Source organism: Niveibacterium umoris (assembly GCF_014197015.1).
Taxonomy (GTDB): domain Bacteria; phylum Pseudomonadota; class Gammaproteobacteria; order Burkholderiales; family Rhodocyclaceae; genus Niveibacterium; species Niveibacterium umoris.
In genome coordinates, this window is record NZ_JACIET010000001.1 from 1,913,793 (window position 1) to 1,940,422 (window position 26,630).

The window sequence follows — 26,630 nt, forward strand, 5'->3', positions numbered from 1 at the left end:
CACTTCAAACTAGGCCCTCGCTCGCGTAGGATTCGACAGTTTTCGTGCCAGAGCAGACATAGGGACCCAGTCAATTGCCCGCGATTCCCATTCGTCGCCTTCAATCATTCGCACCCGCTGCCGGTACCGGGCTGCTCTGGTTGGCCGCAATCGCGCTCTGGGCGTGGTTCGCTGCCGGATGGTATTGGCGGCTGTCAGCGCCATCACTTGCATCTGCCCCCAACAACATCGCAACAGATCCGTCGGTAGCGGCTCGCGAAACAGCGACACGTCACCTCTTCGGTGAACTGGTAGCGCCAACGCAAGCTGTGGTCGTCAGCCGTTTCACCCTGCTCGGCGTCGCGGCGCACTCGAAGAAGAGTCCCGGCTGGGCCGTGATTGCAGAAGAGGGCAAGCCCGGGCAGGGCTTCGTCGTGGGCGAGGAGATCGCGCCTGGCGTCAAGCTCGTCAGCGTTATGGCAGATGGCGCAGAACTCGATCGTGGCGGCGTCAGGGAACACCTGAATGTCGCCGAGACGCCGCGTCAGCCGGCGGCTGGCTCACCGCAGCCGCAACAGCCCCCGCAAGCTGGCACCCCACCCCAATTGCAGTACCAGGTCAATCAACCCGGCGTGCAAGCGCCGGGCTTCCAACCGCAACGCGGCGGGCCAGCGATGGCAGGCGACATGCCGCCCGCTCCTTCGGGCGCCCCAGAGAACCAACCGACACAATGATCCGATCAAACCTTGTCCGGCGCGGCATGGCCGGGCTGATGATTGCTGCGCTTGTCGCAACCCAGCCAGCCTTTTCGGCACCCAATGATGGTGAAACCGTCACGCTGAATTTCGTGAACGCTGAGATCGATGCGGTCATTCGCGCGATCAGCAAGATCACCGGAAAGAATTTCCTGGTCGATCCAAGAGTGCGCGGCACGCTGAACATCACGACCCAACAACCGGTACCAAAGGAACTGACGTACCAGATCCTGCTGTCCGCCCTGCGGATGCAGGGATACACGGCAGTTGAATCCAACGGTGTCGTCAAGATCCTGCCGGAAGTCGATGCGAAACTGCACGCAGTGCCGTCCGGACGCAAGACCGCGGCAACCGGTGACCGGATCGTCACGCAAGTCTTCCAGGTGCGCCACGAGTCCGCAGCGCAGCTGGTCCCCGTGATTCGTCCGCTCGTCTCCCCCAACAACACCGTCACCGCGTATCCCGGTAACAACACACTGGTGGTAACGGACTATGCGGAAAACGTCGTGCGCATCGGACAGGTTCTGGCCTCGATCGATGTACCACAGGGGGACATCCGGGTAATCCCGGTACAAAACGCCTCGGCGATCGATCTCGCAACGACTATCAACAGACTCGTCGGAGATTCAGCAGGCGCTGGCGCAGGGCAGGATGCAAGCCAGCGAATCAGCGTGCAGGCAGACAGCCGGACCAACAGTTTGCTTGTACGCAGCGATAACCCATCCAAACTCGCCACCGTCCGGCAGTTGGTGAATACGCTTGACCAGCCCGGAGCCGCCGGCAACATCCGCGTCGTATTCCTGAAAAACGCCGAAGCGACGAAGGTTGCGCAAACCTTGCGGGCCATCGTCTCCGGCGATACCTCGTCGTCGAACGCCGGCGCATCGCCCAATGCCGGTGGCGGCGCCAACAACGCGCCAGCAGGGAACACCGGAGGTTCGGTCACCGCAAGCGGCGGCGGCATGATCCAAGCCGATGCGACAACAAACACGCTGATCATCACTGCGCCGGAACCCGTCTACAACAACTTGCGCAAGGTCATCGACCAGCTCGACCGGCGCCGTGCTCAGGTGTATGTCGAAGCGTTGATCGCCGAGATGAGTTCGGAAAACGCCGCGGAGTTCGGCGTGCAATGGTTCGCCGGGGAGAAGCCGAACGGCAGCAGCACCTATGTCGGCGGTGGCACCAACTTCACCGGCGCCACGCCGTCTTTGATCGGCGCTGCGTCCGGCAAAGAAACGCTGCTGGGCGCGGGGCTTAACGTGCTCGTCGGTTCCGGGTCCGTCAATATTCCTGGCATTGGCGACATCCTCAACCTTCAGGTGCTGGCACGATTCCTCGAATCGCAGAGCAAGGCCAACATCCTGTCGACGCCGACGCTGCTCACGCTCGACAACGAAGAAGCCAAGATCGTCGTCGCCGAGAACCTGCCCTTCCTGACGGGCCAATACACCAACACCGGTGGTGGCACGACACCAAGCAACCCGTTCCAGACGATCGAACGAAAGGACGTCGGCCTGACCCTCAAGATCAAGCCGCAGATCTCCGAAGGCGGCGCGATCCGCCTTCTGATCTCGGAAGAGAACTCCACCGTCAAGTCCAACACGGCTGCCGGTCCGACGACCAAGAAGCGTTCGATCGATACCAACGTCATTGTCGATGACGGATCCATCATCGCGCTGGGCGGCTTGATCCAGGATGAATCGCAGGACGGTGCCGACAAGGTCCCGTTCCTGGGCAACATTCCGTTTGTGGGCAGCCTGTTCCGCTACGACACGCGTTCGCGCAAAAAGACCAATCTGGTCGTGTTTCTGCGGCCAAAAATCGTGCGGGGCGACGCCGACACGAAAGGCTTCACCAACGAGCGCTACGACGACATCCTCGGCCTGCAACGCCAGCCGGGTACCACGCGCAACTACCTGATGCCTGACAACGGCGCCGAGCCTCAACTGCCTAATCGCGACACACCGGCAGCAACGCCGGCGCCCCCGAAGGCAGCGCAGCCAGCGGCTACCGAATCCGCCGCTAAGCCATGAGCACCCTCCCCGGCCGCCTTCCCTACGCGTTCGCGCGGGCGCACGGCGTTCTGCTCGGCGAGGTCGCGGATGCGTTCGCCGAAGTCGTCGCCCGCGAAGACGCCAACCCGGCTGCCCTCGCGGAAGTGCGTCGCTTGGCGGGCCGCCCGCTGCGCATCAGCTCGATCGGCCGTGGCGCGTTCGAAGCACGGCTATCCGAAACTTACAGCCAGGGCGAGAGCAATGCAGCGGAAGTTGCCGCCGACGTCGGACAGGACATCGACGTCTCGCAGCTGATGCAGGAATTGCCTCCGGTCGAGGATCTGCTCGAAGCGGAAGACGACGCGCCGATCATCCGCATGATCAACGCGCTGCTGACTCAAGCGGTGCGCGAGCGCGCTTCGGACATCCACATCGAGCCTTACGAAACCTACTCGGTGGTGCGCTTGCGGCGCGACGGCGTGCTGGTCGAGATCGCACGCCCGCATCGCGCGCTGCATGCAGCCATGTCGTCCCGCATCAAGATCATGGCCAACCTCGACATCGCCGAAAAACGGCTGCCGCAGGATGGCCGCATCGGCGTGCGGCTGGCCGGCCGTCAGATTGACGTGCGTGTCTCGACGCTGCCAACCTCGCACGGCGAGCGCATCGTGCTGCGACTGCTCGACAAGGATGCGACGCAGTTCGGCCTCAACGCGCTGGGCATGTCGGATGGCACCCGCAAGACCTTCGACGGCATCCTGACCCAACCGCACGGCATCCTGCTCGTTACAGGCCCTACCGGCTCGGGCAAGACCACCACACTGTATGCCGCGTTGCGTACACTCGATGGTCGCACACTCAATATCGTCACCGTCGAGGACCCGGTCGAATACGACCTCGCGGGCGTTGGCCAGATCCAGGTCAATGCGCGCATCGACCTGACCTTCGCGCGCGCGCTCCGGTCGATCCTGCGACAGGATCCGGATGTCATCATGATTGGTGAGATCCGCGACCTCGAAACCGCGCAGATCGCGGTGCAGGCCTCGCTCACCGGCCATATGGTGCTGGCGACCTTGCACACCAACGACGCGCCCTCCGCCGTCACGCGATTGATCGACATGGGCGTCGAGCCCTTTTTGCTCGCCTCCACGCTGCGCGGCGTGCTGGCGCAACGCCTTGTGCGGCGCCTGTGCCCGCAATGTCGCGACGCCCGCCCGGCGGACGAGAATGATCGTCTTGCGGTAGGCGAAGGCTGCCCGGCCACGCTGTGGCATGCGAAGGGTTGCACTGCCTGCGGACATACCGGCTACGCCGGCCGCACCGGCGTCTACGAGATGCTGACCTTGGACGACGCTGTGCAGCGCCTGGTGCATGATCGTGCCTCCGAAAACGAATTGCGTGACGCTGCCCGCGGCAACGGCCTCCGCACGCTGCGAGAGGACGGCATGCGCCTGCTCGCGGAAGGTGTGACGTCGGCGGAAGAACTGCTCCGCGTGACACGCGACTGAGGCTGACGCGATGGCAGCTTTCCAGTACCGCGCGGTCGATCCGGATGGCCGTACCCTGAACGGCGTTATTGAGGCGGACAGCGCACGTTCTGCGCGATCGCAGCTGCGCGAGCGGGGATTTTTTCCCCTTGAGGTCGCGGCGAGCGGCAGCAAGAAGTCAGGCCTTGGTTCGACACGCAAGCTGCGCGAATCCGAACTGGTGCTGCTGACACGCCAGTGGGCCGCGCTGCTGACCTCCGGCCTGACGGTCGAACAGGCCCTCTCTGCGCTCGGCGACCAGGCGGAGCGCGAAGCGGTGCGGCAAGTGCTGGCCGGCGTGCGCAGCGAGATTCTCGCCGGCTATTCGCTGCGCGCGGCGCTCGATCGCCATGCCCTCTCATTCCCGACGATTTACCGCGCCTCGATCGCCGCGGGGGAAAAGTCCGGAGAGTTGGCCAAGGTGATGAACCAGCTCGCCGACTACCTGGAACGGCGCGACGAGTTGCGGCGCAAAACCTTGCAGGCACTGATCTATCCGGCCATCGTCGCGGCAGTGGCGCTGATGGTGGTGATCGGCTTGCTGACCTATGTGGTGCCGCAAGTCGTCGGCGTGTTCCAGAGCAGCAAACAGACGCTGCCATGGCTGACCCGTGCCCTCATCGTGGTATCGGACTTCCTGCGCGGCTGGGGCTGGCTGTTGGCCTTGGCGATCGCGGGCGGCATTTTCGGCTTGCGACAGGCGCTGCGTGAAGACGCCGTGCGGCGTCGCTGGGACGTCTGGTTGCTCGGGCTGCCGCTGATCGGCCGACACCTGCGCGCACTCGACACCACCCGCTTCGCCAGCACGCTCGCGATCCTGGTCGGCAGCGGCGTGCCCTTGCTCGCGGCGCTCGATGCCGGTCGTCAGGTGGTCGTGCGGCTGCCCTTGCGCGACGCCATCGGGCAAGCAGCGGACAGGGTGCGCGAAGGCATGAGCCTGTCCCGCGCGCTGGGTGCGACGCGACGCTTCCCGCCCCTGCTGACGCACATGATCGCCAGCGGCGAAGCGACCGGCCAGCTTGATGCGATGCTAGACCGCGCCGCGCGCCTGCAACAGGGCGAACTCGAGACCCGCACGGCCGTCATGACCAGCCTGCTCGAACCCCTGCTGCTGCTGCTCATGGGTGGCATGGTGCTGATCATCGTGCTCGCCGTGATGCAGCCGATCATTGAAATCAACACGCTGCTCAAATAATCGACGCAGCGTCGAACAATCTCCGAACCAACCCGCCACAGAGGTCACGCATGACAAACCGGCGCACACCGAAATCCACCCGCGGCTTCACCCTGATCGAGGTGATGGTCGTCATCGTCATTCTCGGCGTCCTTGCCGCGCTGATCGTCCCCAAGGTCATGGGCCGCCCGGACGAAGCCCGCGTCGTCGCCGCCCGGCAGGATATCGCCGCGATCAGCCAGGCACTCAAGCTCTACAAGCTCGACAACCGCCGCTACCCGACGACCGAGCAGGGCCTTCAGGCCCTCGTGCAGAAACCGAGTGTGGCGCCGGTTCCGGACAACTGGAAGAGCTACCTCGACAAGCTTCCGAAAGATCCGTGGAACAACCCCTACCAGTACCTGGCGCCCGGCGTGCATGGTGAGTTCGACGTCTTCAGTTTCGGTGCCGACGGCCAGTCCGGCGGCGAAGGCAACGACGCCGACATCGGCAACTGGCAGAACTGAACACAGCAATGGCGCGTCGCGGCGGCACCTCAGGCCAATACGGCTTCACCTTGATCGAGGTGATGGTGGTGCTCGTCGTGCTCGCCATTACCGCATCGGCGGTAACCTTCAGCCTTGAGGGCATGTCACGTCGCGACGATGAACGCGAGGCTGACCGCCTGCGACTCGTGCTGGAAGCGGCCGGCGAGCGCGCAGCCGTGCGCGGTACACCCATCGCCGCGGAATTCCTGCCCGGCCGGTATCGCTTCAGCACCCTCGACACCGAAGGTAACTGGCGCCCGGTCACCGAGGGCGACTCACTCGCCGAACGGATGCTGCCTGAAGGTTTTTCCTGGCTGGGCGTGAAGCTGCGAGGACGTCCCACGACCGTCGAGCCGCCCTTGGTGTTCGGCGCGGAAATGCCCGACTTTGAAGTGCGCTTGCAGACGCCGGAAGGCGAGCTCGCCTATCGCTCCCGCCCCGGCGGCGAAGTGGTCCTCGAACGCATCGTAGCCGTCGAGGCCCCGAAATGAAGCGGCACCGCGGTTTCACGCTCCTCGAAGTGCTCGTCGCACTGGCGATTCTCGCCGTGGTGCTTGCTGCCGGCTTTCGCGCCGTCGGCCTGGCAACCGGCAGCGCCAACGATCTGCGGGAACGCCTGATTGCAGACTGGATCGCGCAGGACCGGCTCGCCGAACATCGCGCGCTCGGGCACTTTCTTGAGCCCGGCCGCTACGAAGGCACCGTGACGCAGGCGGGTCGGGAGTTCCGCTGGCGCGAAGAAGTCAAACCGACACCGAATGCGTTGTTCCGCCGCGTGGACGTGAGCGTGTCGCTGGTCGGTGATGGCGATCATGCGCTATCGCGTCTCACCGGCTTCATGGTCAAGCCACTGACATGACGCGCACGCTGCGACGCCCCCACGGCCTGACCCTGATCGAAGTGATGGTCGCGATTGCCATTTTCGCGGTGCTTGGCGTGCTGTCCTATCGCGCCGTCAGCAGCATGATCGCGACGCGCGACCGCATGGAAGCAGAGTACGCGCGCTGGCGGCAGATCGCGCGGGTCATGCAGTTGATCGAGAACGATCTCACCCAGCTCGCGCCGCGCCCGCAGAGCGGCACCACCCAGGGCGCCGCGACGCTCTCGCTGATGCGTGGCGGCCAGCTCGAACAGTTGACCCTCTTGCGCCACGACGGCAGCAACGGTGGAGTCGAACAACACATCTGGCATATCGAGGACCAGACACTGCTGCTGACACGCCAGCGCATCAGCAGCGACACACCCGGCAGTGACGACGCGATGCTGCAACAGGTCAAGTCACTGAACTGGCGCTTCGTCACCCGCAACGGTCAGGAAGTCGATGCCTGGCCTCAGAACGCCAACATGGCGAACGAATTGCCCGCCGCAATCCGCATGCAACTGGAGCTCGCCGATGTCGGCAAGATCTCGCGCGTATTCGCTGTGCACTGAACGCCAGCGCGGTGTCGCGGTGATCATGGCGATGCTCACGGTCGCCCTGGTCGCCGCCATCGCCGCGTCGGTCGTTGCAGCCTTCGGCTTCGCGGTCGAAAGCCTTTCCGGGCGGCACGACCTGGCGCAAGCGCGCTGGCTGGCACGCGGCGCGGTGGACTGGGCGCGCAACGTACTCGCCGACGACGCCCGCACCAATGGCAACGTCGATCACTTCGGCGAGGCATGGGCGGTGAAGGTGCCGCCGACGCCGGTCGATGAAGGCGAAGTGAGCGGCGAGATCGAAGACCTTTCCGGCCGCTTCAACCTCAACAACCTCGCGCCCAATGGGGTGACCGACAAGGATGCCGTCAAGGAATTCGCGTTGCTGCTGGAAAATGTCGGCCTCAACGCAACCCAGGCCGCCCTGCTCTCGGTCGTCCTCGCGCAATGGATCGACAACGCCGTCGAAGACCCGAGCGCATACCCGCCGGGCCCGGACGGTTCAAGCACGGTGAAGCCGCTCAACGCGCCGTTGGTCAGCGTTGACGAGTTGAGCAACGTGCCGGGCTTTGACGCCACGACGATCGAGCGGCTGCGCCCTTTCGTCACAGCATTGCCGGCGAGCCCCTCGCGCACCATGATCAATGTGAACACCGCCAGTGCCGAGGTGCTTTCCGCAACGATCGCCAGACTCAGCCTGAGTGCGGCGCGTGCTCTCGTCACCGGCCGGAACACAGCCTGGTTCAAGGACATCGCGGACTTCGAATCGCGCAGCTACCTGACGGTCGACCATCAGCGCTTCGGCTGCAAGAGCTACTACTTCCTGGCGTCGGGCCGCGCCCACTTCGGCGGCGCCACCACACGCATGCAAGTTCTCCTCGCCCGTGGCGTGAACGCCGCCACCGGCAACTGGCCTGAAATCATCTGGCAGAAGATTCTATGACCCTGCTTCGCCTCTACATCACCGAATCCTGGCCCCAGGAACCCGTTTGCGAATGGGAACTGGTCGGCCCCGACGGACGCACGGCTTCCGCCGGCGAGTCGGAACCACGTCACTGGCCAGCCGCCGAACAAACCGAGTTCGTGCTCGCCGGCACCCAGACCGTCTGGCTGACGACCCGCCTGCCGCGTGCGCCCAAACGCGAGCAGGACCGCCTGATCCGGTTCGCACTCGAAGACCAACTGGTGCAGGAGCCTGACAGCCAGCACTACACGATCACCGACCGCGACGGCGAATCCGCACGGGTACTGGTGTGCGCGCGCGACCGCCTGCGCCAGATCGTCTCGCAGCTCGAAGCGCTGGGCCGCCCACCGCGCCGCGCCGTGGCCGAAGTACAAACCACCGCCCTCGGCGTCGAGGGCGACTGGACCCTGCATTGTGGTCTCACGCAGGCAGTTGTCGTGGGCGTCGCGCCAACGCCCTTCGCCTTCGATCTGGACGGCGTTTCACCCCCGCCCTTGTTGCTCACCGCCGCACAACAGGCGCGCGATGCAAACCGCCTGCCTGCCCGCTGCGTGCTCCACTGCGCACCCGGCGCTCCGCAGTTCGATATCGCCGCCTGGCAGGAGACGCTCTCGATTCCGGTCGAGGAAGGCGCGCCCTACCAGTGGTCTGCCGCGACGGGCGGCACCAACCTGCTTCACGGCGAGTTCATGTCGGACAAGGAGCGCATGGCCTGGTTGCGCCGCGCGCGCCCGGTGCTGTGGGTTATGGCGGCCGCGATCGCGGCGGAGCTGGTGCTATCGGCGGGGCAGGTGCTGTGGCAGCGCGGCCAGCTCAAGGAAGCGCGAGATCGCATGCAAACGGTATTCCGCACTGCATTCCCGAATCAGCCGATCGTCGATCCGGCGGCGCAGATGCGAAGCCAGCTCAATCAGCTCAAGCGCGCCCACGGCCAACTCGGCGATGACGACGCGATCGCGCTGCTGGCGCTGGTCGGCGAGGTGCTCGGCGGTGACGCCCGCGATGCGCTCGACGGCATGAAGTACGAGAACGGCCGCCTGGAACTCACCTTGTCGCCGCGTGTCGGGGCACAGATCAGTTCGATCACGCAGCGCCTCAACGCCCGCGGCCTCACTGTCGCACAACAAGGCGATAACCGGCTCGCGATTCGCAAGGAGGTCTCGCAATGAGCGCGATTCAGGAACGTCTGCAAACCGCACGTGCATGGTGGGCCGGGCTAGCGCCGCGCGAGCGCACCATGTTCGCCGCGATGGTGGCGGTGGTTGGCATCGCCGCGCTATGGTCCCTCGCCGACTGGAGCATCGCCGAACGCAAACGCCTCGCCAAAGCCCTGCCGATCGCGCAGGCGCGCCTGGCAGCGATGCGCGACGATGCCGCCGAGGTGCAGCGCTTGCAGCGCCAGCAGGCGCGGCCCGCCGAGACCGCCGCCGGCCTCGCCGAGCCCATGCAGGCAAGCGCGCGGGGCCGGGGGTTGACGATGGATGTTCGGGTTGATGGCGGGGGCCTGCACGCCACCGGGTCGGGCAGTTTCGATGTGTTGATCGACTGGCTCGCCGAAGCGCAGCGCGACCATGGCTTTCGTGCAACGCGGCTGAGTGCGACACGTGGACCAAGCGGCGTCGCGTTTGAAGCCGACCTGACGCCACCGGGCGCCCAGTGATCCGCCGCGCCCTGCTATTCCTCGTATTGCTGGCGCTGTCGATCGCGCTGCGCGCGCCGTCATGGCTGATGGATACGGCTGTCAAAAGCGCGACCTCGGGCGAGGTGCGACTCGCACTGATTGAAGGCACGCTATGGAACGGCAAAGGCACACTCACGGTAGTCGACCCGGTGAGCTTGCGCGCGCAGCCCTGGGTTTCGCTCCAATGGCGCTGGCTGCCTGCGCAACTGCTGCGCGGGGACGCCGCGTGGCAACTCACGGCGGATGAAAAACCTGCGGGCGAAATCGCTGCGGGGATTCGCGGCTGGCGCGCCGATGGGCTCTCGCTGGCGGCGCCGGCACGTTTCGCCATGGAACGCATTCCGCACGCATTCGGACGCCTTGGCTGGCGCGGCGACGTGCAGGCCGAGACGACGCAGTGGCGCTGCACCTGGGCACGACGCTGCGACGGACGCCTGTCACTACGCTGGTCAGGCGCCGCGGTCGATGTGCTGCGGGGTCGCCCGCTCGGCGATTATCAACTCGACACACGCGGTGAGGGCGAACGCCTTACCGTGGCGTGGACCACCTTGCGAGGTGAGACGCGCATCGAAGCACAGGGCTTTGTCGATGCCGGGCACTGGCAATTTGGCGGCACCGTGAAGGGCGACCCGAGCTTCCTTCAACGTCTGCCGGCAGTCGCGGGCAAGTTCGTCCAACCCACCGGAAGCGCCGGCGAGTATCGCTTCAACCTCGGGAATTAGGGCTGTTCCCGCGCCAGGAGACAGACTGGCTCTCTCTTGTCAGTGCGGACGCGGCAAGCCCGAGAGTCGAGCCCCCTTCTTCAGCCCGCGCGCCTGAAACCAACCACGGTTCATTTCAAGGGCAAAGCGCACTGGTGCTGCTGCGCAATGGCTTTCCTCGGTCTCGGCGGCCATCTCTTCGATGTTGACGATCCGCCCGCCATCGTCGATGAAGGCCACCGACAGCGGAATCAGCGTGTTCTTCATCCACATGCAGTGGCTTGCCGGCACGTCAAACACGAACAGCATGCCGCGCGTTTCGGGCATGGATTTCCGGTACATCAGGCCAACCATGCGCGACTCTTCGGTGGCTGCGACTTCGGCGTCGATACGGTGCATACCCACACTCAGTTCGGCATGCGGCAGCACATCGGCGCACGCTTGCATCGCAGGCCCTGCCAGGGCACATGCAAGCAGAAGCTTTCTCAACACTTGAAACCTCTTGGGTGATTGGATCGGTTGCGTTGGCTACGCGGGCAAAATGTTATCAGGCGTCGCCATGACGACCGTTCAGCCACGACGTGAGCGCGTGGCGGATGGCGACTTGTCGAGGCCGACCTCTCGCCACTCGCCGGGCGCGAGGCCCTCGACGCGCCATTCGCCAATCGCGACGCGAATCAGCCGCAGCGTGGGGAAGCCCACCTTGGCGGTCATCCGCCTTACCTGACGGTTCTTTCCCTCGGTCAGCCGGATTTCGATCCACGACGTCGGTACGGACTTGCGGAACCGCACCGGGGGATCGCGCGGCCACAGCCAGTCGGGCTCGTCGATGCGCAGTGCTTCGCAGGGGCGCGTGACGAAATCCCCCAGATCCAGACCACGCCGCAGCTGCGCCAGCGCAGCCTCATCCGGTTCCCGTTCCACCTGAACGCAGTAGGTCTTCGCTTGCTTGTGGCGCGGGTTCGCCAATTGCTGCTGCAACTGACCGTCGTCGGTAAGCAGCAGCAAGCCCTCGCTGTCCGCATCCAGCCGCCCTGCAGCATAAACGTCGGCCGGCAGCCCGCATTCGGCCAGGGTGCGTTGTGTGGCATCGCCGGTGAACTGGCTGAGCACGCCAAACGGCTTGTTGAGCAGGACGATTCGCGTCATGGCTTCCAAAAAACGACAAAGCCCGCCGGGAGCGGCGGGCTTGTTGGTCACGCCGACGTGCGGCGGACGCGGTCAGGCGCGCTGGATGTTCGAAGCCTGCTTGCCTTTTGGGCCTTGCACGGCTTCAAACGAAACCTTCTCACCTTCTTTGAGCGACTTGAAGCCGTTCATGTTGATGGCGGAGAAGTGCGCGAACAGGTCTTCGCTGCCGTCGTCCGGCGTGATGAATCCGAATCCCTTGGCGTCGTTGAACCACTTGACGGTGCCAGTTGCCATATTGCTTCCTCTAGTCCTTCGGTGTGTTGCTGTCGATGCTCCCGTTTCCGGGCGGTCCGACACGCGCATCCCGAAGCCACTCTTCGGTCGGTCATCGCTGCAATTCGGCCGGGGCCGTGGATCGCAGCGCGCCAGCACTCCGGAAACGCGTGTTCCCGCGGCTTTTACGCCTTGCAGGAAGTCGGCGTCAACACTTTTTTGCAACACCAACAATCATGACAAATAGTTAATCGGAAAAATCAACTGCAATTTGCCGAAGGCCGATAGTTTACGACGCAATGCAGCACGCCGCCACAAAGCGCTCAAGAGTGTTGAAAATCCGCCGAAAACCCCGATATCCCGTGTTGTTGAAGTATCGGGCGGAGTGTTTAGAATGGGCCGCATGGCGACGAAAAAGCAGTCTGAATTCGTACTCGAAGCGGAAAAATCGAAGACTCGGCCGCCCCGGCTCTTCAAGGTCGTTCTCCTGAACGACGATTTCACGCCGATGGATTTTGTGGTGATCGTGCTGCAGAAGTTTTTTTCGCTTGATCGCGAACAAGCAACGCGCGTCATGCTCCAAGTGCACAGGGAGGGTCGTGGAGTTTGCGGTGTCTTTCCCAAGGACATCGCCGCGACCAAAGTCGAACAGGTGAGCGCATTCGCGCGGCAGCACCAGCATCCGCTGGCCTGCGTGATGGAGGAGAACTGAAATGATCGCCCAGGAACTTGAAGTCAGCCTGCATATGGCGTTCGTGGAAGCGCGGCAAAAGCGCCACGAGTTCATCACCGTCGAACATCTTTTGCTAGCGCTGCTGGACAACCCCTCGGCCGCAGAAGTGCTGCGCGCGTGTGCAGCCAACACGGACGAGTTACGGCGCGAACTCACGCAATTCATCACCGAACACACACCCACCGTGGGCGGCGAGGAAGACATCGATACGCAGCCTACGCTGGGATTCCAGCGCGTGATCCAGCGCGCGATCCTGCATGTGCAATCCTCGGGCAAGAAGGAAGTGACAGGTGCAAACGTTCTGGTCGCCATCTTCGGCGAGAAGGAATCGCACGCCGTCTACTTCCTCAATCGCCAGGGCATTACGCGACTGGATGTGGTGAATTTCATTTCGCACGGCATTACCAAATCGCCGCAGCCGACGCCGAAACCCAGCGCGGAAAAATCTGAGAGCGAACAGGGCGAAGCCGAACAGGAAACGGCGAGCACCAATGGCGCACTTGAGAACTTCACGCAGAACCTGAACCAGGCCGCGCTGGTCGGAAAGATCGACCCCTTGATCGGGCGCGACAAGGAAGTCGAGCGCGTCATCCAGACGCTGTGCCGGCGGCGCAAGAACAACCCCTTGCTGGTAGGCGAGGCTGGCGTTGGCAAGACGGCGATTGCCGAGGGCCTCGCACGCCGCATCATCGAAGGTCGTGTTCCGGAGATTCTCGAGAATGCGCAGGTTTTCGCGCTGGATATGGGATCGCTGCTGGCCGGCACGAAATATCGTGGCGATTTTGAACAGCGCCTCAAGGCCGTCCTCAAGGCTTTGGTCGAAACTGACAATGCAATCCTGTTCATCGACGAGATCCATACGCTGATCGGCGCCGGTGCGGCGTCGGGCGGCACGCTGGACGCTTCGAACCTGCTCAAGCCCGCGCTTTCGAGCGGGCAGCTCAAGTGCATCGGCGCGACCACCTACAACGAATTCCGCCAGATCTTCGAGAAGGATCACGCGCTATCCCGCCGCTTCCAGAAGGTGGATGTGAACGAGCCGTCGATCCCCGAAACGATCGAGATCCTCAAAGGCCTCAAGTCTCGGTTTGAGCAGCACCATGGGGTCAAGTACTCGCAGGCCGCACTGACCAGTGCGGCAGAACTGTCGGCGCGTTACATCAATGACCGTCACCTGCCGGACAAGGCGATCGATGTCATCGACGAAGCGGGTGCAGCACAACGCATCCTGCCCAAGTCGCGGCAGAAGAAGACCATCGGGAAAGGCGAGATCGAGGAAATCGTCGCCAAGATCGCTCGCATCCCGCCCCGTAGCGTCTCGTCGGACGACAAGACCGCACTGCGCAATCTGGACCGCGATCTGAAGAACGTCGTCTTTGGCCAGAACGCGGCGATCGATGCGCTCGCCAAGGCCATCAAGATGTCGCGCTCGGGCCTTGGCAATCCGCAGAAGCCGATTGGCGGTTTCCTGTTCAGCGGCCCCACTGGCGTCGGAAAGACCGAGGTCGCACGGCAACTCGCGTACACCATGGGTATTGAGCTTGTCCGCTTTGACATGTCGGAATACATGGAACGCCACGCCGTCAGCCGCCTCATCGGCGCGCCACCGGGATACGTCGGCTTCGACCAAGGCGGCCTGCTGACCGAAGCGATCACCAAGAAGCCGCATTGCGTGCTGCTGCTCGACGAAATCGAGAAAGCGCATCCGGATATCTACAACATCCTGTTGCAGGTGCTTGACCACGGCACGCTCACCGACAACAACGGGCGCCAGGCCGATTTCCGCAACGTCATCATCATCATGACCACCAATGCGGGCCAGGAAACGATTCAACGCAATACGATGGGCTTTACGCAGACGCGCGAGCTCGGCGACGAGATGGTGGAGATCAAGCGTCTGTTCACGCCGGAATTCCGCAATCGTCTCGACGCAATCATTTCCTTCCGGCCGCTCGACCGCGAAATCATCCTGCAGGTCGTCGACAAGTTCCTCATGCAGTTGGAGGGACAACTGGCCGAGAAGAAGGTCGAAGCCAGCTTTACGGATGCACTGCGCGAGTGGCTGGCGAACAAGGGCTTCGACCCCTTGATGGGTGCGCGGCCGATGGCTCGCCTCATCCAGGACACGATCCGCGCCGCGCTCGCCGACGAGTTGCTGTTTGGGCGTCTTGTCGACGGAGGGAAGGTCACGATTGGCATTGGCGACGAAGGCAAGGTCGTGCTGTCGTTCGAAGAAGAGATTGAGCCCGCACACGCCTGACACCGCGGATCCAGGCGAAGACAAAGGCCACCTTCGGGTGGCCTTTCCTCTTTCGGGCTTCGGCCGCTATGCTGAGGGCTCCTGACCGACCCGACACCGGAGACTGCCATGACTTTCCAGACGACAGATCTGTGCGACGCAAACGAAGGGTTGCTGGCGGAGGGCCGTCTGCGCGTGCTGGAACCACATTTCCGTCACTTCGGCGGGCGTCAGCGCTTCTCAGGCCCGATCAGCACCTTGAAGCTCTTTGAAGACAACAGCTTTGTACGCAAGCAGCTTGAGCAGCCCGGCTACGGTCGTGTTCTGGTCGTAGACGGCGGTGGATCTTTGCGCTGCGCCTTGCTGGGCGACCAGCTTGCCGAGATGGCCGTGCGCAACGCGTGGGGTGGCGTTCTCGTATACGGATGTGTTCGCGATACGGCCGCGATCGGCACGCTGGATCTTGGCGTCATGGCACTGGCGCCGCATCCTCAGAAGTCGCTAAAGCGAAATGTCGGCGAGATCGACGTCACGATCGCCTTCGGAGGCGTACGCCTGCACCCCGGCGAATGGCTCTACGCCGACGAGGATGGCGTCTTGGTGAGCGAGACCCCGCTCACCTGAACGCAGCCCGTTCCGGGCGCAACGCGCCAGATGGCGTTGGCGGTGGTTCGGCCCTCACACGGACCGCCACTTCCAGCCTGCGACCATGCATCGCATTCAAACGTACGTTTCAAATCACGTTCCTCCATCTCGTATTGTGATACGCCATTTGTATCCCATTGTTTTTACGTGGTTAACTTTTTTCTTCTATCTTATATAAGACATATTGCTACAGACCAATTCCCCGCCTATACTGCATTCCAACGGGAGCAGCCTTTCGCTGGCATTCGGTGGGGCTGAAATTGGACGACGTTTGTTTGCTGGGGGAACACCATGAATCGCGACATGCAAATCGAGATGCTGAAGAAGGACTGGGCGGAGAACCCGCGCTGGAAGGGAATCAAGCGCGGCTACACGGCAGAGGACGTCGTCCGGCTGCGTGGCTCGATTCAGGTGGAACACACGCTCGCCCGCCGCGGGGCTGAAAAGCTCTGGACGCTGATCAACAACGAGCCTTTCGTGAATGCGCTGGGCGCCCTGACCGGCAACCAGGCCATGCAGCAGGTCAAGGCCGGCCTCAAGGCGATCTACCTCTCTGGCTGGCAGGTCGCGGGTGACGCAAACCTCGCGGGCGAGATGTATCCCGACCAGTCGCTCTACCCCGCCAACTCTGTGCCGATGGTGGTCAAACGCATCAACAACACCTTTACCCGCGCAGACCAGATCCAGTGGTCGGAAGGCAAGAACGTGGGTGACGAAGGCTATGTCGATTTCTTCGCTCCGATCGTGGCCGATGCGGAAGCCGGTTTCGGCGGCGTGCTGAACGCCTTCGAACTGATGAAGTCGATGATCGAGGCGGGCGCCGCCGGTGTGCACTTCGAAGACCAACTCGCCTCCGTGAAGAAGTGCGGCCACATGGGTGGCAAGGTCCTCGTCCCGACGCGTGAAGCGGTCGCAAAGCTCGTCGCAGCCCGCCTCGCCGCCGACGTAATGGGCGTGCCGACGGTGCTGGTCGCGCGTACCGATGCCGAAGCCGCCGACCTGATCACCAGCGATGTCGATGACACCGACAAGCCCTTCTGCACCGGCGAGCGCACCATCGAAGGCTTCTACCGTACCAAGCCGGGTCTGGAGCAGGCGATCTCGCGCGGACTCGCCTACGCACCTTACGCCGACCTGATCTGGTGTGAAACCGGCAAGCCCGATCTGGCCTACGCCAAGGCTTTCGCCGAAGCGATCCACGCGAAATTCCCGGGCAAGATGCTGTCCTACAACTGCTCGCCGTCCTTCAACTGGAAGAAGAACCTCGACGACGCAACGATTGCAAAGTTCCAGAAGGAACTCGGCGCGATGGGCTACAAGTTCCAGTTCATCACGCTGGCCGGCTTCCACAGCCTGAACTACTCGATGTTCAACCTCGCCTACGGCTATGCCCGCGAGCAGATGAAGGCCTTCGTCGAACTGCAGGAAAACGAGTTCGCCGCAGCCGAGCGCGGCTTCACCGCGGTCAAGCATCAGCGCGAAGTCGGCACCGGCTACTTCGACGCCGTTACGACGACGATCGAACGTGATGCCTCGACCGCAGCGCTGAAGGGCTCGACCGAGGATGAGCAGTTCTTTGATAAGAAGGACCACTGAACCCCTGGGAGCCACCCGGTCACAGAAGCCAACTGTGTAGAAGGTCCAAGAAGCCACTTCCCGGGTCTCTGACCCGGGGGCTAGCGCCGCATCGCGTGGGGGGACGCAGCGGCGCTCTTTTTTTGCCCGGCCGCAGCCCACGCCCCCAAAGAAAAACCCCGCCGAAGCGGGGTTTCATCTGCTGTGTGGCTGTAAATCAGACCGAAAACGACGATCCGCAGCCGCAGGTGCTGGTCGCGTTCGGATTCTTGATCACGAACTGCGCACCTTCGAGCCCTTCGGTGTAGTCGATCTCGGCGCCCGTCAGGTACTGGTAGCTCATCGGATCGATCAGCAACGTCACGCCTTCCTTGGTCACGACGGTATCGTCATCGTTCGTGATTTCATCGAAGGTGAATCCGTACTGGAACCCCGAGCAGCCGCCACCGCTTACAAAAACACGCAGCTTGAGGTCCGGATTGCCTTCTTCGAGGATGAGTTCCTTAACCTTGCTGGCCGCACTGTCTGTAAAGACCAGGAAGTCGGGGGTGTCAGTCACAGCGTTCATTGCAAACTCCTGATTCATAAGACATTGATTATGAGTTTCGGTGCGGCACCGGTCAAATCGATTCGACACTTGGCAGTCCGACCGGTTCCCGATAAGCGAGCTGGTGCTGTGCCGCTTTTTCAGGGCAATACTGGGATATGGGTCAATCCGGTGGTTTCTTCAAGTCCGAATATCAGATTCATGTTCTGTACCGCCTGCCCTGCCGCGCCCTTCACCAGATTATCTTCGGCAACCAACACCACGACCGTGTCACCGCCCTGGGGTCGATGCACCGCAATTCGGACAGTGTTCGAAGCGCGCACCGAGCGGGTGTCGGGCGTGCTTCCCGGGGGCATGACATCGACAAAGGGCTCGCCGGCAAAACGCTCCTCGAAAAGCGCCTGAACATCGACGTCCACAGGTACACGCGCGTACAGCGTGGCAAGAATGCCGCGGATCTGCGGCAGCAGGTGCGGCACAAATGTCAGCGAGACCTTGCGCCCGGCAGCCTGTTCAAGGCCTTGGCATATTTCGGGCAGGTGACGATGACCCGGGACGCCGTAGGCCTTGAAATTGTCGCTGGCTTCCGCGAACAAAGACCCCACCTCTGCCTTGCGGCCGGCCCCCGAAACGCCCGATGCCGCATTCGCAATCAGGCAGTCCAGATCCGCCACGCCAGCCTCGACAAGCGGCAAGAACCCGAGCTGGACAGCTGTCGCGTAGCAGCCCGGGTTCGCGATCACGCGCGCCGATTTGATCGCAGCCCGGTTCATTTCAGGCAGCCCGTATACCGCCTCTTCCAGCAAATCAGGCGCTGTATGCGGAATCTTGTACCACTTGCTGAATTCGTCCAGGCTCTTGAGGCGGAAGTCGGCCGCCAGATCGATGACCTTTGTTCCGCCCGCCACCAACTCAGGCGACTGGGCCATCGCCACACCATGCGGCGTCGCAAAAAACACTGCGTCGCAATCACGGAGACCGGCCGACTGAGGATCCTCGAACTTCAGTGCGACGCGCCCCCGCAGGCTCGGGAACATGTCCGCAACCGGCATTCCTGCTTCAGAGCGCGACGTGATCGTCGCCAGTTCGACACCTGGGTGCTGCGCGAGCAGCCGCAGGAGTTCGACGCCGGTGTAACCGGTACCGCCAACAATCCCAACCTTGATCATGATTTCGACTCCCTGAAACGAGCGGGCATTCTAGAACCCCGGATGTGACAACGCCCCGACGAGCGGGGCGTTGTCCGGCACGAAACCTTGGTAAGGCTACCGGTTTATTCGGCGGCCTTGGCCGCGCGCGTCGGCAGCTTTTCCTTGATACGTGCGGACTTGCCCGAACGATCGCGGAGGTAGTACAGCTTGGCACGGCGCACATCACCGCGACGCTTGACTTCAATCGCAGCCACCAGCGGCGAGTACGTCTGGAACGTACGCTCGACACCCTCACCCGACGAGATCTTGCGAACGATGAAGCTGGAGTTCAGCCCGCGGTTACGCTTGGCGATCACGACGCCTTCGTAAGCCTGCAGACGCTCACGGTTACCTTCCTTGACCTTGACCTGGACCACAACCGTGTCACCGGGCGCAAAGTCGGGGATCGTCTTACCGAGGCGAGCGATTTCTTCTTGCTCAAGTTGTTGAATCAGATTCATGCGTATCTCCTAACTTCGATCAATGGCACTTGGCCTTCCATGCAGAGCAGGTCGCCACCTGGTACATGACTTTCTTCGTTCCGGAAGTGCTAGCACTTCCCCGCTTGCGGCTCTGCCGCGTTATCCCGCCGGATTTCGTCCAGCAGGATCAATTCTTCCTTGCTCAGGCGCCGCGCCGCAATCAGATCCGGCCGCCTCGCCAACGTGCGCGCCAACGCCTGCTTCAAACGCCAGCGCCGTATCCGGGCATGATCGCCCGACAGCAGCACGTCGGGAACCGCCTTGCCACACCACACTTCAGGCCGGGTGTAGTGCGGACAGTCAAGCAGCCCATCAACAAACGAATCTTCGATTGCCGATGCGGAATCGTTAAGCGCGCCAGGCAAATGCCTGATCAGCGCATCCAGCAACAACATCGCCGGCAACTCACCGCCGGACACCACAAAGTCGCCGATCGAGAGCTCCAGATCAATCTCGCGATCGATCAGACGCTGATCCACCCCTTCATAACGCCCACACAGCAAGACCAATGCGTCTTCCTGCACCAACTCACTCACCAGGGCCTGATCCAGCCTGCGTCCCTGCGGCGAGAGATACACGACCTTACCGGCCCTGCCAGTCACAGCAGCCTGCGCCGATCGCGCGGCAGCCAGTGCAGCCGCCAACGGATCTCCCAGCATGACCATTCCTGGACCACCACCGTAAGGACGATCGTCGACCGTACGATGATTGTCGGTGGCAAAGTCACGCGGATTCCAGCAACTCAGTTGCCAGAGCCGGCGTTCGATCGCACGCCGCGTAATCCCACTGTCAGTGAGCGCCGAAAACATCTCTGGAAACAGCGTCACGACATCATATCGACGCGTGGCAGCGCCGTCGGCAATCACCAGTCGACTTCCCAATCCACGCGAATCCGCTTCTCAGCGAGGTCGACGTCCAACACATAGGCCCCCACGAACGGGATCAGTCGCTCGTGGTCACCTTCTACAACCTGAAGCACGTCGTGAGCACCGGTGCTCAGCAAGCCGCTCACTGTGCCTAGCGGCGTACCCGCGACGTTTTCAACTTTCAAACCAACGAGGTCGGCCCAGTAATACTCGTCAAGCCCGGTCTCTGGCAGGGCCTCTCGTGGCGCCCCGATATAGAGCCCCACCAGACCTTCCGACGCCGTCCGGTCCGCGACGCCGACAAAGGCAGCGACTATCCCTTTGCCGTGCGCCTTGCAACCACGCAACTTGTATGGCTGCCAAGCACTATCGGGTGCATCGGGATCGGCGCAGAGCCACCATTGCGGCATGCTGCGCCAAGAGATCGGATCATCGCCGAAGGCGTGAACCTTTACCCATCCCTGAATGCTGTACGGATCCGCGATGCGGCCGAGGACAATCATCGACGACCGCCCCCGAAATCAGGAATCAAGCCGAAACCTTGCCGCCCTTGACCAGACGCTCAACGGTCTCGGACAACTGCGCACCGTTCGACTGCCAGTAAGCAAGACGCTCGGCATTGATCACGAGCCCCTTTTCGGACTCGCTGGCCATCGGGTTGTAGAAACCGACGCGCTCGATGAAACGGCCGTCGCGGCGGCTACGAGAATCGGTGGCAACAATATTGAAGAACGGGCGCTTCTTGGCGCCGCCCCGTGCAAGGCGAATCACGACCATGGTGAAATCCTGTCTATGCGGTCTGCAGAAAAGCTCGCCAAAATACCAGATACAGCGAACAACCGCAACATCCCCGTAACTAAACGCGAGCGCCGAACTGCGGCAAGCTTAGATACACGCAATCGGTCGACGAACGAGCACCAATCGCTAATAGAATACGGCCCATTCAACGTTCACGCCGCGCGATGACCACAACCACAGCCGACCCCGGTAGCACTGCAGCGATCCTGGACTGGCTTGCTGCGCCGCCATCGTCGGATCTGGCGGATGAAACGATCCAGATTCGCCGGCAACTCGATTCGCTCGCCACGCCTGGCGTAGCTCCGACGCAATTCCATCGATGTATTGAACTGTTTTACTCGCGCGCTTTGCGCGCCGGCTCCGAGCTCAAACCGCGCCTGATGGAAGCCGGCCTGCCGTTAGACCGGAACCTGCACACCACGGCGCGTCAGGTCGTTGAAGCGATGTGTTCCATCGCGAGCGGCTTCCTCCAGGTTACCGGTCATGTGCGCAGTGGCGCCATCAGACCCCAGGCCCGCCTGATTGAGACCCTCGCCTCGCGCGGTTTGAGGATGCTCAGCGAAGCCTGGGAGCTTGCAGGCCTCTCCGGAGGCATGCATGTCTCGGAACTGTGGCCGCTGTCGGTATCCCTGATTTCGGCAGCCGGCGACGAAGCGGCAAACCCCGAAGCGGGCGGCGAAAGCGCTCAATTCGCCTTCAAAAGGCTCGTGGCGCTGGGCACACTGCAGCTTGAGCGCTTTTCGCAGCCAGAAATCAACTGGATCTGCGAATACCTCAACCGGATCGCATCTCTGCTACAGCTTGACTTGAAGGCGCCGAGCGCACCAGACCACGGCTGGTACTGGATTGCCGCAGTCAGCGAAGACGGCCCGCAGTCAGCGTCACGCCGCGTACCGCCGAGTGGGCAACAACTGGTGTTTGCATCTCCGGCAGCCCTTGCCAAGCGGGTCGGCGAACATCTCGCCCGCCTCGAAGCCGGTCAACAGCCGTTCGAGTTGAACCTTCCCCGCGTGGCGGTCGGCGTGCAGCCGCTGTCGCTATTGCAGCGCCTTCGCAACGAATGGACGCTGCCAGTAAAGCGGGAGCAGCCACGACGCAAAACGCAATACACGGTTCAGGCCTGCTCCGGCATCAATGCCATCTGGACGATCATGCGCGGCAGCGCGCCACAGGCGGGCGACGTTCAGGAATGGCAGGTGATCAATGAAAGCCCCGGCGGGTTTGCCATCATGCATGTGGCCGGCGTTGCCGCGGGACTGGCCGCCGGAACCGCGGTTGCGCTGCGCAGGGACGATGAGCAGCCATGGAACGTCTGCGTCGTGCGCTGGATTCGCAGCGAGAACCCGTCGCAAATCGAGCTCGGCCTGCAGATCGTATCCACCGGCGCGACGCCGGTAACCGTTGGTTTCCGCGGTGCGCGCGAGCGCCCGAGCAAGATGGTGAAAGCCTTGGTGCTGCCGGCCATGCCCGCGCTGCGGCACCACCCGGCGATTCTGGCCCCGACCGGCACCTACACGTCGCGCCGCTTCGCACTGGTATCGGATCTGGATCGTATCTACATCGCCCAAGGGCGCTTGCTCAGCCTGGACATGCAGACCGCCAACATCGAACTCTTCCAGTTCGAGATCGACCCCTACCCGATCTGATCTTTGCCTTGGCCCAGCACGCCAGCAATCGCCGCCGCCAGTTCGCTGGCTGACATTTGCGAGGCTTCGTCGTCCGCGGCCCCCAACTTCGCGATGTCTTCCGACGACAACACAAATCGCGAAAACAGCTCTTTCGCGCCTACTGCGCCTGCAGACCCGATCAGCAACCACCCTCCCGCATCGGTCTCGCACACCCACCCAGCCTCGCGCATGGATTCGAGCATTGCTTCTGTCTCTTCGATCCGCTGCCGTGATGCGGTAGCGAGCCAGGCAAGACTGGTCAGCCGCCCCGCCTTCTGCGACGTTTCGAGCGCAGAGAGCAAACGGACGCTTGCGTAGAAACGCCCCGCGACCGACTGCGGCAAGAGCCGGCGTCGCGCCAGAAAATCAGGAATGACTGCGGTCACCATCGCGCCGACCAGAATCACCAGCCAGGTCGAATAGAGCCAGACGAGAAAGATCGGCACGGCTGAAAAGGTGCCGTACAACAGCGTGTAGGTCGGGAACCGCGCAAAGTAGACGCCCAGCAGGCGTTGCAGCACAACTATCCCGATCCCGGCAAAGATGCCGCCGGCCGCTGCGTGCCAAGGCTCAATTCGGCGATTGGGTACCGCGAAGAAGATGTACGTGAAGAGCGCCGAGAACAAGACGACGGGCAGCATCCGGAGTACTGCAGTACGCAGCCAGGCAGGATCCGCGACCACGTCGAGCGATGCTGTAATCGCATAGGTGCTTGCCGCGACACTTGCCGCCAATACGATCGGACCGATTGTCAGCGCGAGCCAGTAAAGCGCGAAGCGGTTCCAGATCGGCCTAGGGCGCTTGACCTGCCAGATCGCGTTGAACGAACGATCCACGGTCATCAACAGCAACACCGCTGTCGCGATCAAAGCGATGCCGCCAAACAAGGTGAGGTTTTCCGCCTTCTGGGAAAACTGCACGGCGTAGGTCGCGATGACCTTGCCCGCCTTGTCCGGCAACAGATTGGTCAACAGGAAGATCTTCAGCGTCGTTCCGAGTTCGGAGAACATCGGCAACTGCCCCATCACTGTGAAGCTGACGGCGATCAGCGGCACCAGCGACAGCAGCGTCGTAAATGTGAGACTGCTCGCAACGAGCGATCCGCGTACTTCGACAAAACGCTCGATCAGCAGATCGACAAATCGACGTATTTCATACATCCGGCGCCCGGCTCCCTGCCCTGCGTATAATCCGCCCCCATTCTATCGGTCCGCCGAACATGCAAGAAATCCTTGTCCTCTATTACAGCCACCGCGGTTCGGTTCGCGCACTGGCCGATCAGATTGCACTCGGCATCGAATCGAGCGGTTGCGTTTCAGCCCGCCTGCGCACCGTACCGAAAGTTAGCAGCGTGGTTGAGACCGCGCAGCCGTCAATTCCGTCCGATGGCCCGCCGTTTGCAGAGCTAAGCGACCTCGAAGAGTGCATCGGACTCGCATTGGGTAGTCCGACCCGGTTTGGCAACATGGCGGCACCGATGAAGTACTTTCTGGATGGCACTTCGCCCCAGTGGCTCAGCGGTGCGCTGGCGGGCAAACCCGCTTGCGTCTTCACGTCCACCGCCACGCTGCACGGCGGGCAGGAGACCACCCTGCTCTCGATGATGTTGCCGCTGCTGCACCACGGCGCACTGATCGTCGGCGTACCGTACACAGAATCGGAATTGCACGCGACGCAGACTGGCGGCACACCCTACGGCGTGACACACATCGCCGGCGGACAAGGCGACTCACGCCTCTCGGAATCGGAACGCAAGCTCGCGTTTGCCCAAGGCCGGCGATTGGCCGACATCGCAGCGAGACTTGCGGGAGCACGGCAATGAACGAATCCACCTTGCGCCGCGCAAGCCTTGCTTTCTTGCTGGCGCTGATCGCGCTTTGTGTTTGCTGGGAGCTATGGCTCGCGCCGGTCCGGCCGGGAGGGTCATGGCTCGTGCTGAAGGTCTTGCCTCTGCTTGCTCCGTTGAGAGGCATGCTGCACGCGCGGCGATATACCTTTCAATGGACCACGCTGATGATCTGGCTGTACTTCACTGAAGGTGTGGTCCGCGCAAGCAGCGACACGGGCCTGTCGGCCCAGCTTGCCGCAGTAGAGACCTTGTTTGCGCTTGCGTTGTTTGCCTCTTGCGCAGCGTATTCGAGGGTCACCGCGCCTTCGCGCCAGGCAACGAAGTAAATACGGGCGCCCAAGGCGCCCGTTTCTTCCCGGTCAAACCGTTTCGGCTTGGGGGTTCAGCTTCTCCGCGCCGGCCTGCAGCTTGTTCAAAGCATTCAAGTAGGCCTTGGCCGAGGCGACGATAATGTCAGTGTCCGCCCCCTGCCCATTGACGACCCTGGCCCCGTGCGACAGGCGAACCGTAACCTCGCCCTGAGCATCGGTCCCCGTTGTGATTGCGTTGACCGAATAGAGCAGCAGCGCAGCGCCGCTCTTGGCGACCGACTCGATGGCGCGGAACGCCGCATCCACCGGACCGCTGCCATCCGACTCGGTTTTGACTTCGTGACCATCCACCGACAGCGTCAGCGCAGCGGTAGGCGTCTCGCCCGTCTCGGAATGGAATCGTGCCGAAACCAGCTTGAAGCGCTCGGATTCCGCTTCCTGCGCTTCGTCCGACATCAGCGCCTGAAGATCCTCGTCAAAGATCTCGCTCTTCTTGTCGGCCAGTTCCTTGAAGCGCCCAAACGCGTGGTTCAGTTGCTCTTCCGATTCGACAACGATGCCCAGCTCTTCGAGCCGCTTGCGGAAGGCATTCCGCCCCGAAAGCTTGCCCAAGGTAAGGCGATTGGTGCTCCAGCCCACATCTTCCGGGCGCATGATTTCGTAGGTTTCGCGGTGCTTGAGCACACCATCCTGATGGATGCCGGATTCGTGGGAAAAAGCATTCGCCCCGACGATGGCCTTGTTCGGCTGAACCGGATAACCGGTGATCGTCGATACCAGCTTCGAGCTTGCCACGATCTGCGATGCGTCGATGCCGGTTTCAACTGCGAACACGTCCGGGCGAGTGCGCACTGCCATCACAACTTCTTCAAGAGAAGCGTTGCCCGCACGCTCCCCCAGACCATTGATCGTGCATTCCACCTGGCGCGCCCCCGCCTGAACCGCAGCAAGCGAATTTGCGACCGCCATGCCCAGGTCGTTGTGACAGTGCGTCGACCAGATCACCTTGTCGGCACCCGGCACGCGCTCGATCAGCGTGCGGAATCGCTCGCCCCACAGCGCCGGGACCGCATAGCCAACGGTATCCGGAACATTGATGGTCTTGGCGCCCGCCTGGATAACCGCGTCGAAAATCCGGACGAGGAAATCCATCTCGGATCGAACTGCATCTTCGGCCGAGAACTCAACGTCGTCGGTGTATTGCAGCGCGAGCTTTACCGCGGCAACCGCGGCTTCCACCACCTGGTCAGGCTGCATGCGCAGCTTCTTCTCCATGTGGATCGGGCTGGTCGCGATGAACGTGTGGATGCGCCCCCGCGCGGCAGGACGGATCGCTTCACCCGCCGCCCGCACATCGCGTTCGTTGGCTCGCGCCAATGAACATACGGTCGAATCCTTGATCACTTCGGCGATTGCGCGAATCGCCTCGGCATCGCCCGGACTCGCGGCGGCGAAACCTGCCTCGATCACGTCGACCTTGAGCCGTTCTAGCTGGCGCGCGATGCGCAGCTTTTCGTCCCGGGTCATCGCAGCGCCGGGACTTTGCTCACCATCTCGCAGCGTGGTATCGAAAATAACCAAACGGTCCTTCATTGCGATCTCTCCAG

The 26,630-nt window shown here is 62.6% G+C and carries 31 protein-coding genes; 19 read left to right on the forward strand and 12 right to left on the reverse strand.

Annotation, left to right across the window (positions count from 1 at the left end; translation table 11 throughout):
* Positions 1–140 precede the first annotated feature (140 nt).
* A complete protein-coding gene (locus tag GGR36_RS08590) occupies positions 141–713 on the forward strand; it encodes a type II secretion system protein N (RefSeq protein ID WP_242533160.1) in 573 nt (190 codons plus the stop codon).
* A gap of 5 nt (positions 714–718) precedes the next feature.
* Here the strand turns inward: GGR36_RS08590 and GGR36_RS22260 are convergent, their stop codons facing one another.
* Entirely contained in the window at positions 719–931 is a 213-nt protein-coding gene (locus tag GGR36_RS22260) for a hypothetical protein (protein WP_338086680.1), read from the reverse strand.
* Between GGR36_RS22260 and gspD the strand changes: the two genes are divergently transcribed.
* The 11 genes from gspD to gspN are packed head-to-tail and all read left to right on the forward strand — an operon-like array spanning position 839 to position 10,738.
* Complete coding sequence (gspD, locus tag GGR36_RS08595; protein WP_338086673.1) at positions 839–2,770, forward strand: type II secretion system secretin GspD; 1,932 nt, start codon at positions 839–841, stop codon at positions 2,768–2,770. The two genes, GGR36_RS22260 and gspD, sit on opposite strands and share 93 nt — an antisense overlap.
* Positions 2,767–4,239 carry a type II secretion system ATPase GspE gene (gene gspE / locus GGR36_RS08600; protein WP_183634193.1) on the forward strand — a complete coding sequence of 491 codons (1,473 nt, stop codon included), beginning with the start codon at positions 2,767–2,769 and terminating at the stop codon, positions 4,237–4,239. The genes gspD and gspE overlap by 4 nt, the downstream gene beginning before the upstream one ends.
* A 10-nt stretch (positions 4,240–4,249) precedes the next feature.
* Positions 4,250–5,452: a type II secretion system inner membrane protein GspF gene (gene gspF / locus GGR36_RS08605; protein WP_183634194.1), complete on the forward strand. Its 1,203-nt coding sequence runs from the start codon at positions 4,250–4,252 to the stop codon at positions 5,450–5,452.
* A 50-nt stretch (positions 5,453–5,502) separates the two neighbouring features.
* Positions 5,503–5,937, forward strand: a complete 435-nt coding sequence (gene gspG / locus GGR36_RS08610) for a type II secretion system major pseudopilin GspG (RefSeq protein WP_183634195.1) — start codon at positions 5,503–5,505, stop codon at positions 5,935–5,937.
* Positions 5,938–5,945: 8 nt separating this feature from the next.
* Complete coding sequence (locus tag GGR36_RS08615; RefSeq protein WP_183634196.1) at positions 5,946–6,449, forward strand: prepilin-type N-terminal cleavage/methylation domain-containing protein; 504 nt, start codon at positions 5,946–5,948, stop codon at positions 6,447–6,449.
* Positions 6,446–6,817 carry a type II secretion system minor pseudopilin GspI gene (gene gspI, locus GGR36_RS08620; protein WP_183634197.1) on the forward strand — a complete coding sequence of 124 codons (372 nt, stop codon included), beginning with the start codon at positions 6,446–6,448 and terminating at the stop codon, positions 6,815–6,817. The genes GGR36_RS08615 and gspI overlap by 4 nt, the downstream gene beginning before the upstream one ends.
* On the forward strand, positions 6,814–7,389 hold the full coding sequence (gene gspJ / locus GGR36_RS08625) for a type II secretion system minor pseudopilin GspJ (RefSeq protein WP_183634198.1): 576 nt from the start codon (positions 6,814–6,816) through the stop codon (positions 7,387–7,389). Before gspI ends, gspJ begins: the two co-directional genes overlap by 4 nt.
* Positions 7,352–8,314 (forward strand): type II secretion system minor pseudopilin GspK, encoded by a 963-nt coding sequence (gene gspK, locus GGR36_RS08630; RefSeq protein WP_183634199.1) that lies wholly within the window; start codon positions 7,352–7,354, stop codon positions 8,312–8,314. Before gspJ ends, gspK begins: the two co-directional genes overlap by 38 nt.
* Positions 8,311–9,504, forward strand: a complete 1,194-nt coding sequence (gene gspL / locus GGR36_RS08635) for a type II secretion system protein GspL (RefSeq protein WP_183634200.1) — start codon at positions 8,311–8,313, stop codon at positions 9,502–9,504. Before gspK ends, gspL begins: the two co-directional genes overlap by 4 nt.
* Positions 9,501–9,995: a type II secretion system protein GspM gene (gspM, locus tag GGR36_RS08640; protein ID WP_183634201.1), complete on the forward strand. Its 495-nt coding sequence runs from the start codon at positions 9,501–9,503 to the stop codon at positions 9,993–9,995. Before gspL ends, gspM begins: the two co-directional genes overlap by 4 nt.
* The gene (gene gspN / locus GGR36_RS08645) at positions 9,992–10,738 is read left to right on the forward strand and encodes a type II secretion system protein N (RefSeq protein ID WP_183634202.1); all 747 of its coding nucleotides are present in this window, start codon (positions 9,992–9,994) and stop codon (positions 10,736–10,738) included. Before gspM ends, gspN begins: the two co-directional genes overlap by 4 nt.
* 39 nt (positions 10,739–10,777) lie before the next feature.
* Here the strand turns inward: gspN and GGR36_RS08650 are convergent, their stop codons facing one another.
* The 3 genes from GGR36_RS08650 to GGR36_RS08660 all read right to left on the reverse strand — a co-directional run bounded on the left by GGR36_RS08650 (position 10,778) and on the right by GGR36_RS08660 (position 12,142).
* Positions 10,778–11,164: a DUF192 domain-containing protein gene (locus GGR36_RS08650; RefSeq protein WP_183634203.1), complete on the reverse strand. Its 387-nt coding sequence runs from the start codon at positions 11,162–11,164 to the stop codon at positions 10,778–10,780.
* A gap of 123 nt (positions 11,165–11,287) precedes the next feature.
* Positions 11,288–11,866, reverse strand: coding sequence for a pseudouridine synthase (locus tag GGR36_RS08655; RefSeq protein ID WP_183634949.1), 579 nt, complete (start codon positions 11,864–11,866; stop codon positions 11,288–11,290).
* Between the two features lie 72 nt (positions 11,867–11,938).
* A complete protein-coding gene (locus GGR36_RS08660) occupies positions 11,939–12,142 on the reverse strand; it encodes a cold-shock protein (RefSeq protein ID WP_183634204.1) in 204 nt (67 codons plus the stop codon).
* A gap of 382 nt (positions 12,143–12,524) precedes the next feature.
* Here GGR36_RS08660 and clpS point away from each other — a divergent pair, with 382 nt between their 5' ends.
* The 4 genes from clpS to aceA all read left to right on the forward strand — a co-directional run bounded on the left by clpS (position 12,525) and on the right by aceA (position 17,334).
* The gene (gene clpS, locus GGR36_RS08665; RefSeq protein ID WP_183634205.1) at positions 12,525–12,833 is read left to right on the forward strand and encodes an ATP-dependent Clp protease adapter ClpS; all 309 of its coding nucleotides are present in this window, start codon (positions 12,525–12,527) and stop codon (positions 12,831–12,833) included.
* A 1-nt stretch (position 12,834) separates the two neighbouring features.
* Entirely contained in the window at positions 12,835–15,114 is a 2,280-nt protein-coding gene (gene clpA, locus GGR36_RS08670; protein WP_183634206.1) for an ATP-dependent Clp protease ATP-binding subunit ClpA, read from the forward strand.
* 108 nt (positions 15,115–15,222) lie between these two features.
* Positions 15,223–15,717, forward strand: coding sequence for a ribonuclease E activity regulator RraA (rraA, locus tag GGR36_RS08675; RefSeq protein ID WP_183634207.1), 495 nt, complete (start codon positions 15,223–15,225; stop codon positions 15,715–15,717).
* A 312-nt stretch (positions 15,718–16,029) separates the two neighbouring features.
* Complete coding sequence (gene aceA / locus GGR36_RS08680; RefSeq protein WP_183634208.1) at positions 16,030–17,334, forward strand: isocitrate lyase; 1,305 nt, start codon at positions 16,030–16,032, stop codon at positions 17,332–17,334.
* A 196-nt stretch (positions 17,335–17,530) separates the two neighbouring features.
* Here the strand turns inward: aceA and erpA are convergent, their stop codons facing one another.
* From erpA to rpsP, 6 genes are all read right to left on the reverse strand, one after another.
* Positions 17,531–17,881, reverse strand: a complete 351-nt coding sequence (gene erpA, locus GGR36_RS08685; RefSeq protein WP_183634209.1) for an iron-sulfur cluster insertion protein ErpA — start codon at positions 17,879–17,881, stop codon at positions 17,531–17,533.
* Positions 17,882–18,000: 119 nt separating this feature from the next.
* Entirely contained in the window at positions 18,001–19,029 is a 1,029-nt protein-coding gene (gene argC / locus GGR36_RS08690; protein ID WP_183634210.1) for an N-acetyl-gamma-glutamyl-phosphate reductase, read from the reverse strand.
* Positions 19,030–19,133: 104 nt separating this feature from the next.
* The gene (gene rplS / locus GGR36_RS08695; protein WP_183634211.1) at positions 19,134–19,511 is read right to left on the reverse strand and encodes a 50S ribosomal protein L19; all 378 of its coding nucleotides are present in this window, start codon (positions 19,509–19,511) and stop codon (positions 19,134–19,136) included.
* 89 nt (positions 19,512–19,600) lie between these two features.
* Positions 19,601–20,395, reverse strand: a complete 795-nt coding sequence (trmD, locus tag GGR36_RS08700) for a tRNA (guanosine(37)-N1)-methyltransferase TrmD (protein ID WP_183634950.1) — start codon at positions 20,393–20,395, stop codon at positions 19,601–19,603.
* The gene (rimM, locus tag GGR36_RS08705) at positions 20,395–20,901 is read right to left on the reverse strand and encodes a ribosome maturation factor RimM (protein WP_183634212.1); all 507 of its coding nucleotides are present in this window, start codon (positions 20,899–20,901) and stop codon (positions 20,395–20,397) included. Before rimM ends, trmD begins: the two co-directional genes overlap by 1 nt.
* Positions 20,902–20,926: 25 nt before the next feature.
* The gene (gene rpsP, locus GGR36_RS08710) at positions 20,927–21,175 is read right to left on the reverse strand and encodes a 30S ribosomal protein S16 (protein WP_183634213.1); all 249 of its coding nucleotides are present in this window, start codon (positions 21,173–21,175) and stop codon (positions 20,927–20,929) included.
* A 185-nt stretch (positions 21,176–21,360) separates the two neighbouring features.
* On the opposite strand from rpsP, the gene GGR36_RS08715 reads away from it, so the two are divergent.
* Complete coding sequence (locus GGR36_RS08715) at positions 21,361–22,842, forward strand: hypothetical protein (RefSeq protein WP_183634214.1); 1,482 nt, start codon at positions 21,361–21,363, stop codon at positions 22,840–22,842.
* Here GGR36_RS08715 and GGR36_RS08720 read toward each other — a convergent pair.
* Positions 22,830–24,023: a YihY family inner membrane protein gene (locus GGR36_RS08720; RefSeq protein WP_183634215.1), complete on the reverse strand. Its 1,194-nt coding sequence runs from the start codon at positions 24,021–24,023 to the stop codon at positions 22,830–22,832. The genes GGR36_RS08715 and GGR36_RS08720 overlap by 13 nt on opposite strands.
* A gap of 59 nt (positions 24,024–24,082) precedes the next feature.
* Between GGR36_RS08720 and wrbA the strand changes: the two genes are divergently transcribed.
* Both wrbA and GGR36_RS08730 read left to right on the forward strand, forming a co-directional pair.
* On the forward strand, positions 24,083–24,685 hold the full coding sequence (wrbA, locus tag GGR36_RS08725) for an NAD(P)H:quinone oxidoreductase (RefSeq protein WP_183634216.1): 603 nt from the start codon (positions 24,083–24,085) through the stop codon (positions 24,683–24,685).
* Positions 24,682–25,038, forward strand: a complete 357-nt coding sequence (locus GGR36_RS08730; protein ID WP_183634217.1) for a DUF2069 domain-containing protein — start codon at positions 24,682–24,684, stop codon at positions 25,036–25,038. The genes wrbA and GGR36_RS08730 overlap by 4 nt, the downstream gene beginning before the upstream one ends.
* Before the next feature lie 33 nt (positions 25,039–25,071).
* Here the strand turns inward: GGR36_RS08730 and GGR36_RS08735 are convergent, their stop codons facing one another.
* Positions 25,072–26,616 (reverse strand): 2-isopropylmalate synthase, encoded by a 1,545-nt coding sequence (locus GGR36_RS08735; RefSeq protein ID WP_183634218.1) that lies wholly within the window; start codon positions 26,614–26,616, stop codon positions 25,072–25,074.
* Between the last annotated feature and the right edge of the window lie 14 nt (positions 26,617–26,630).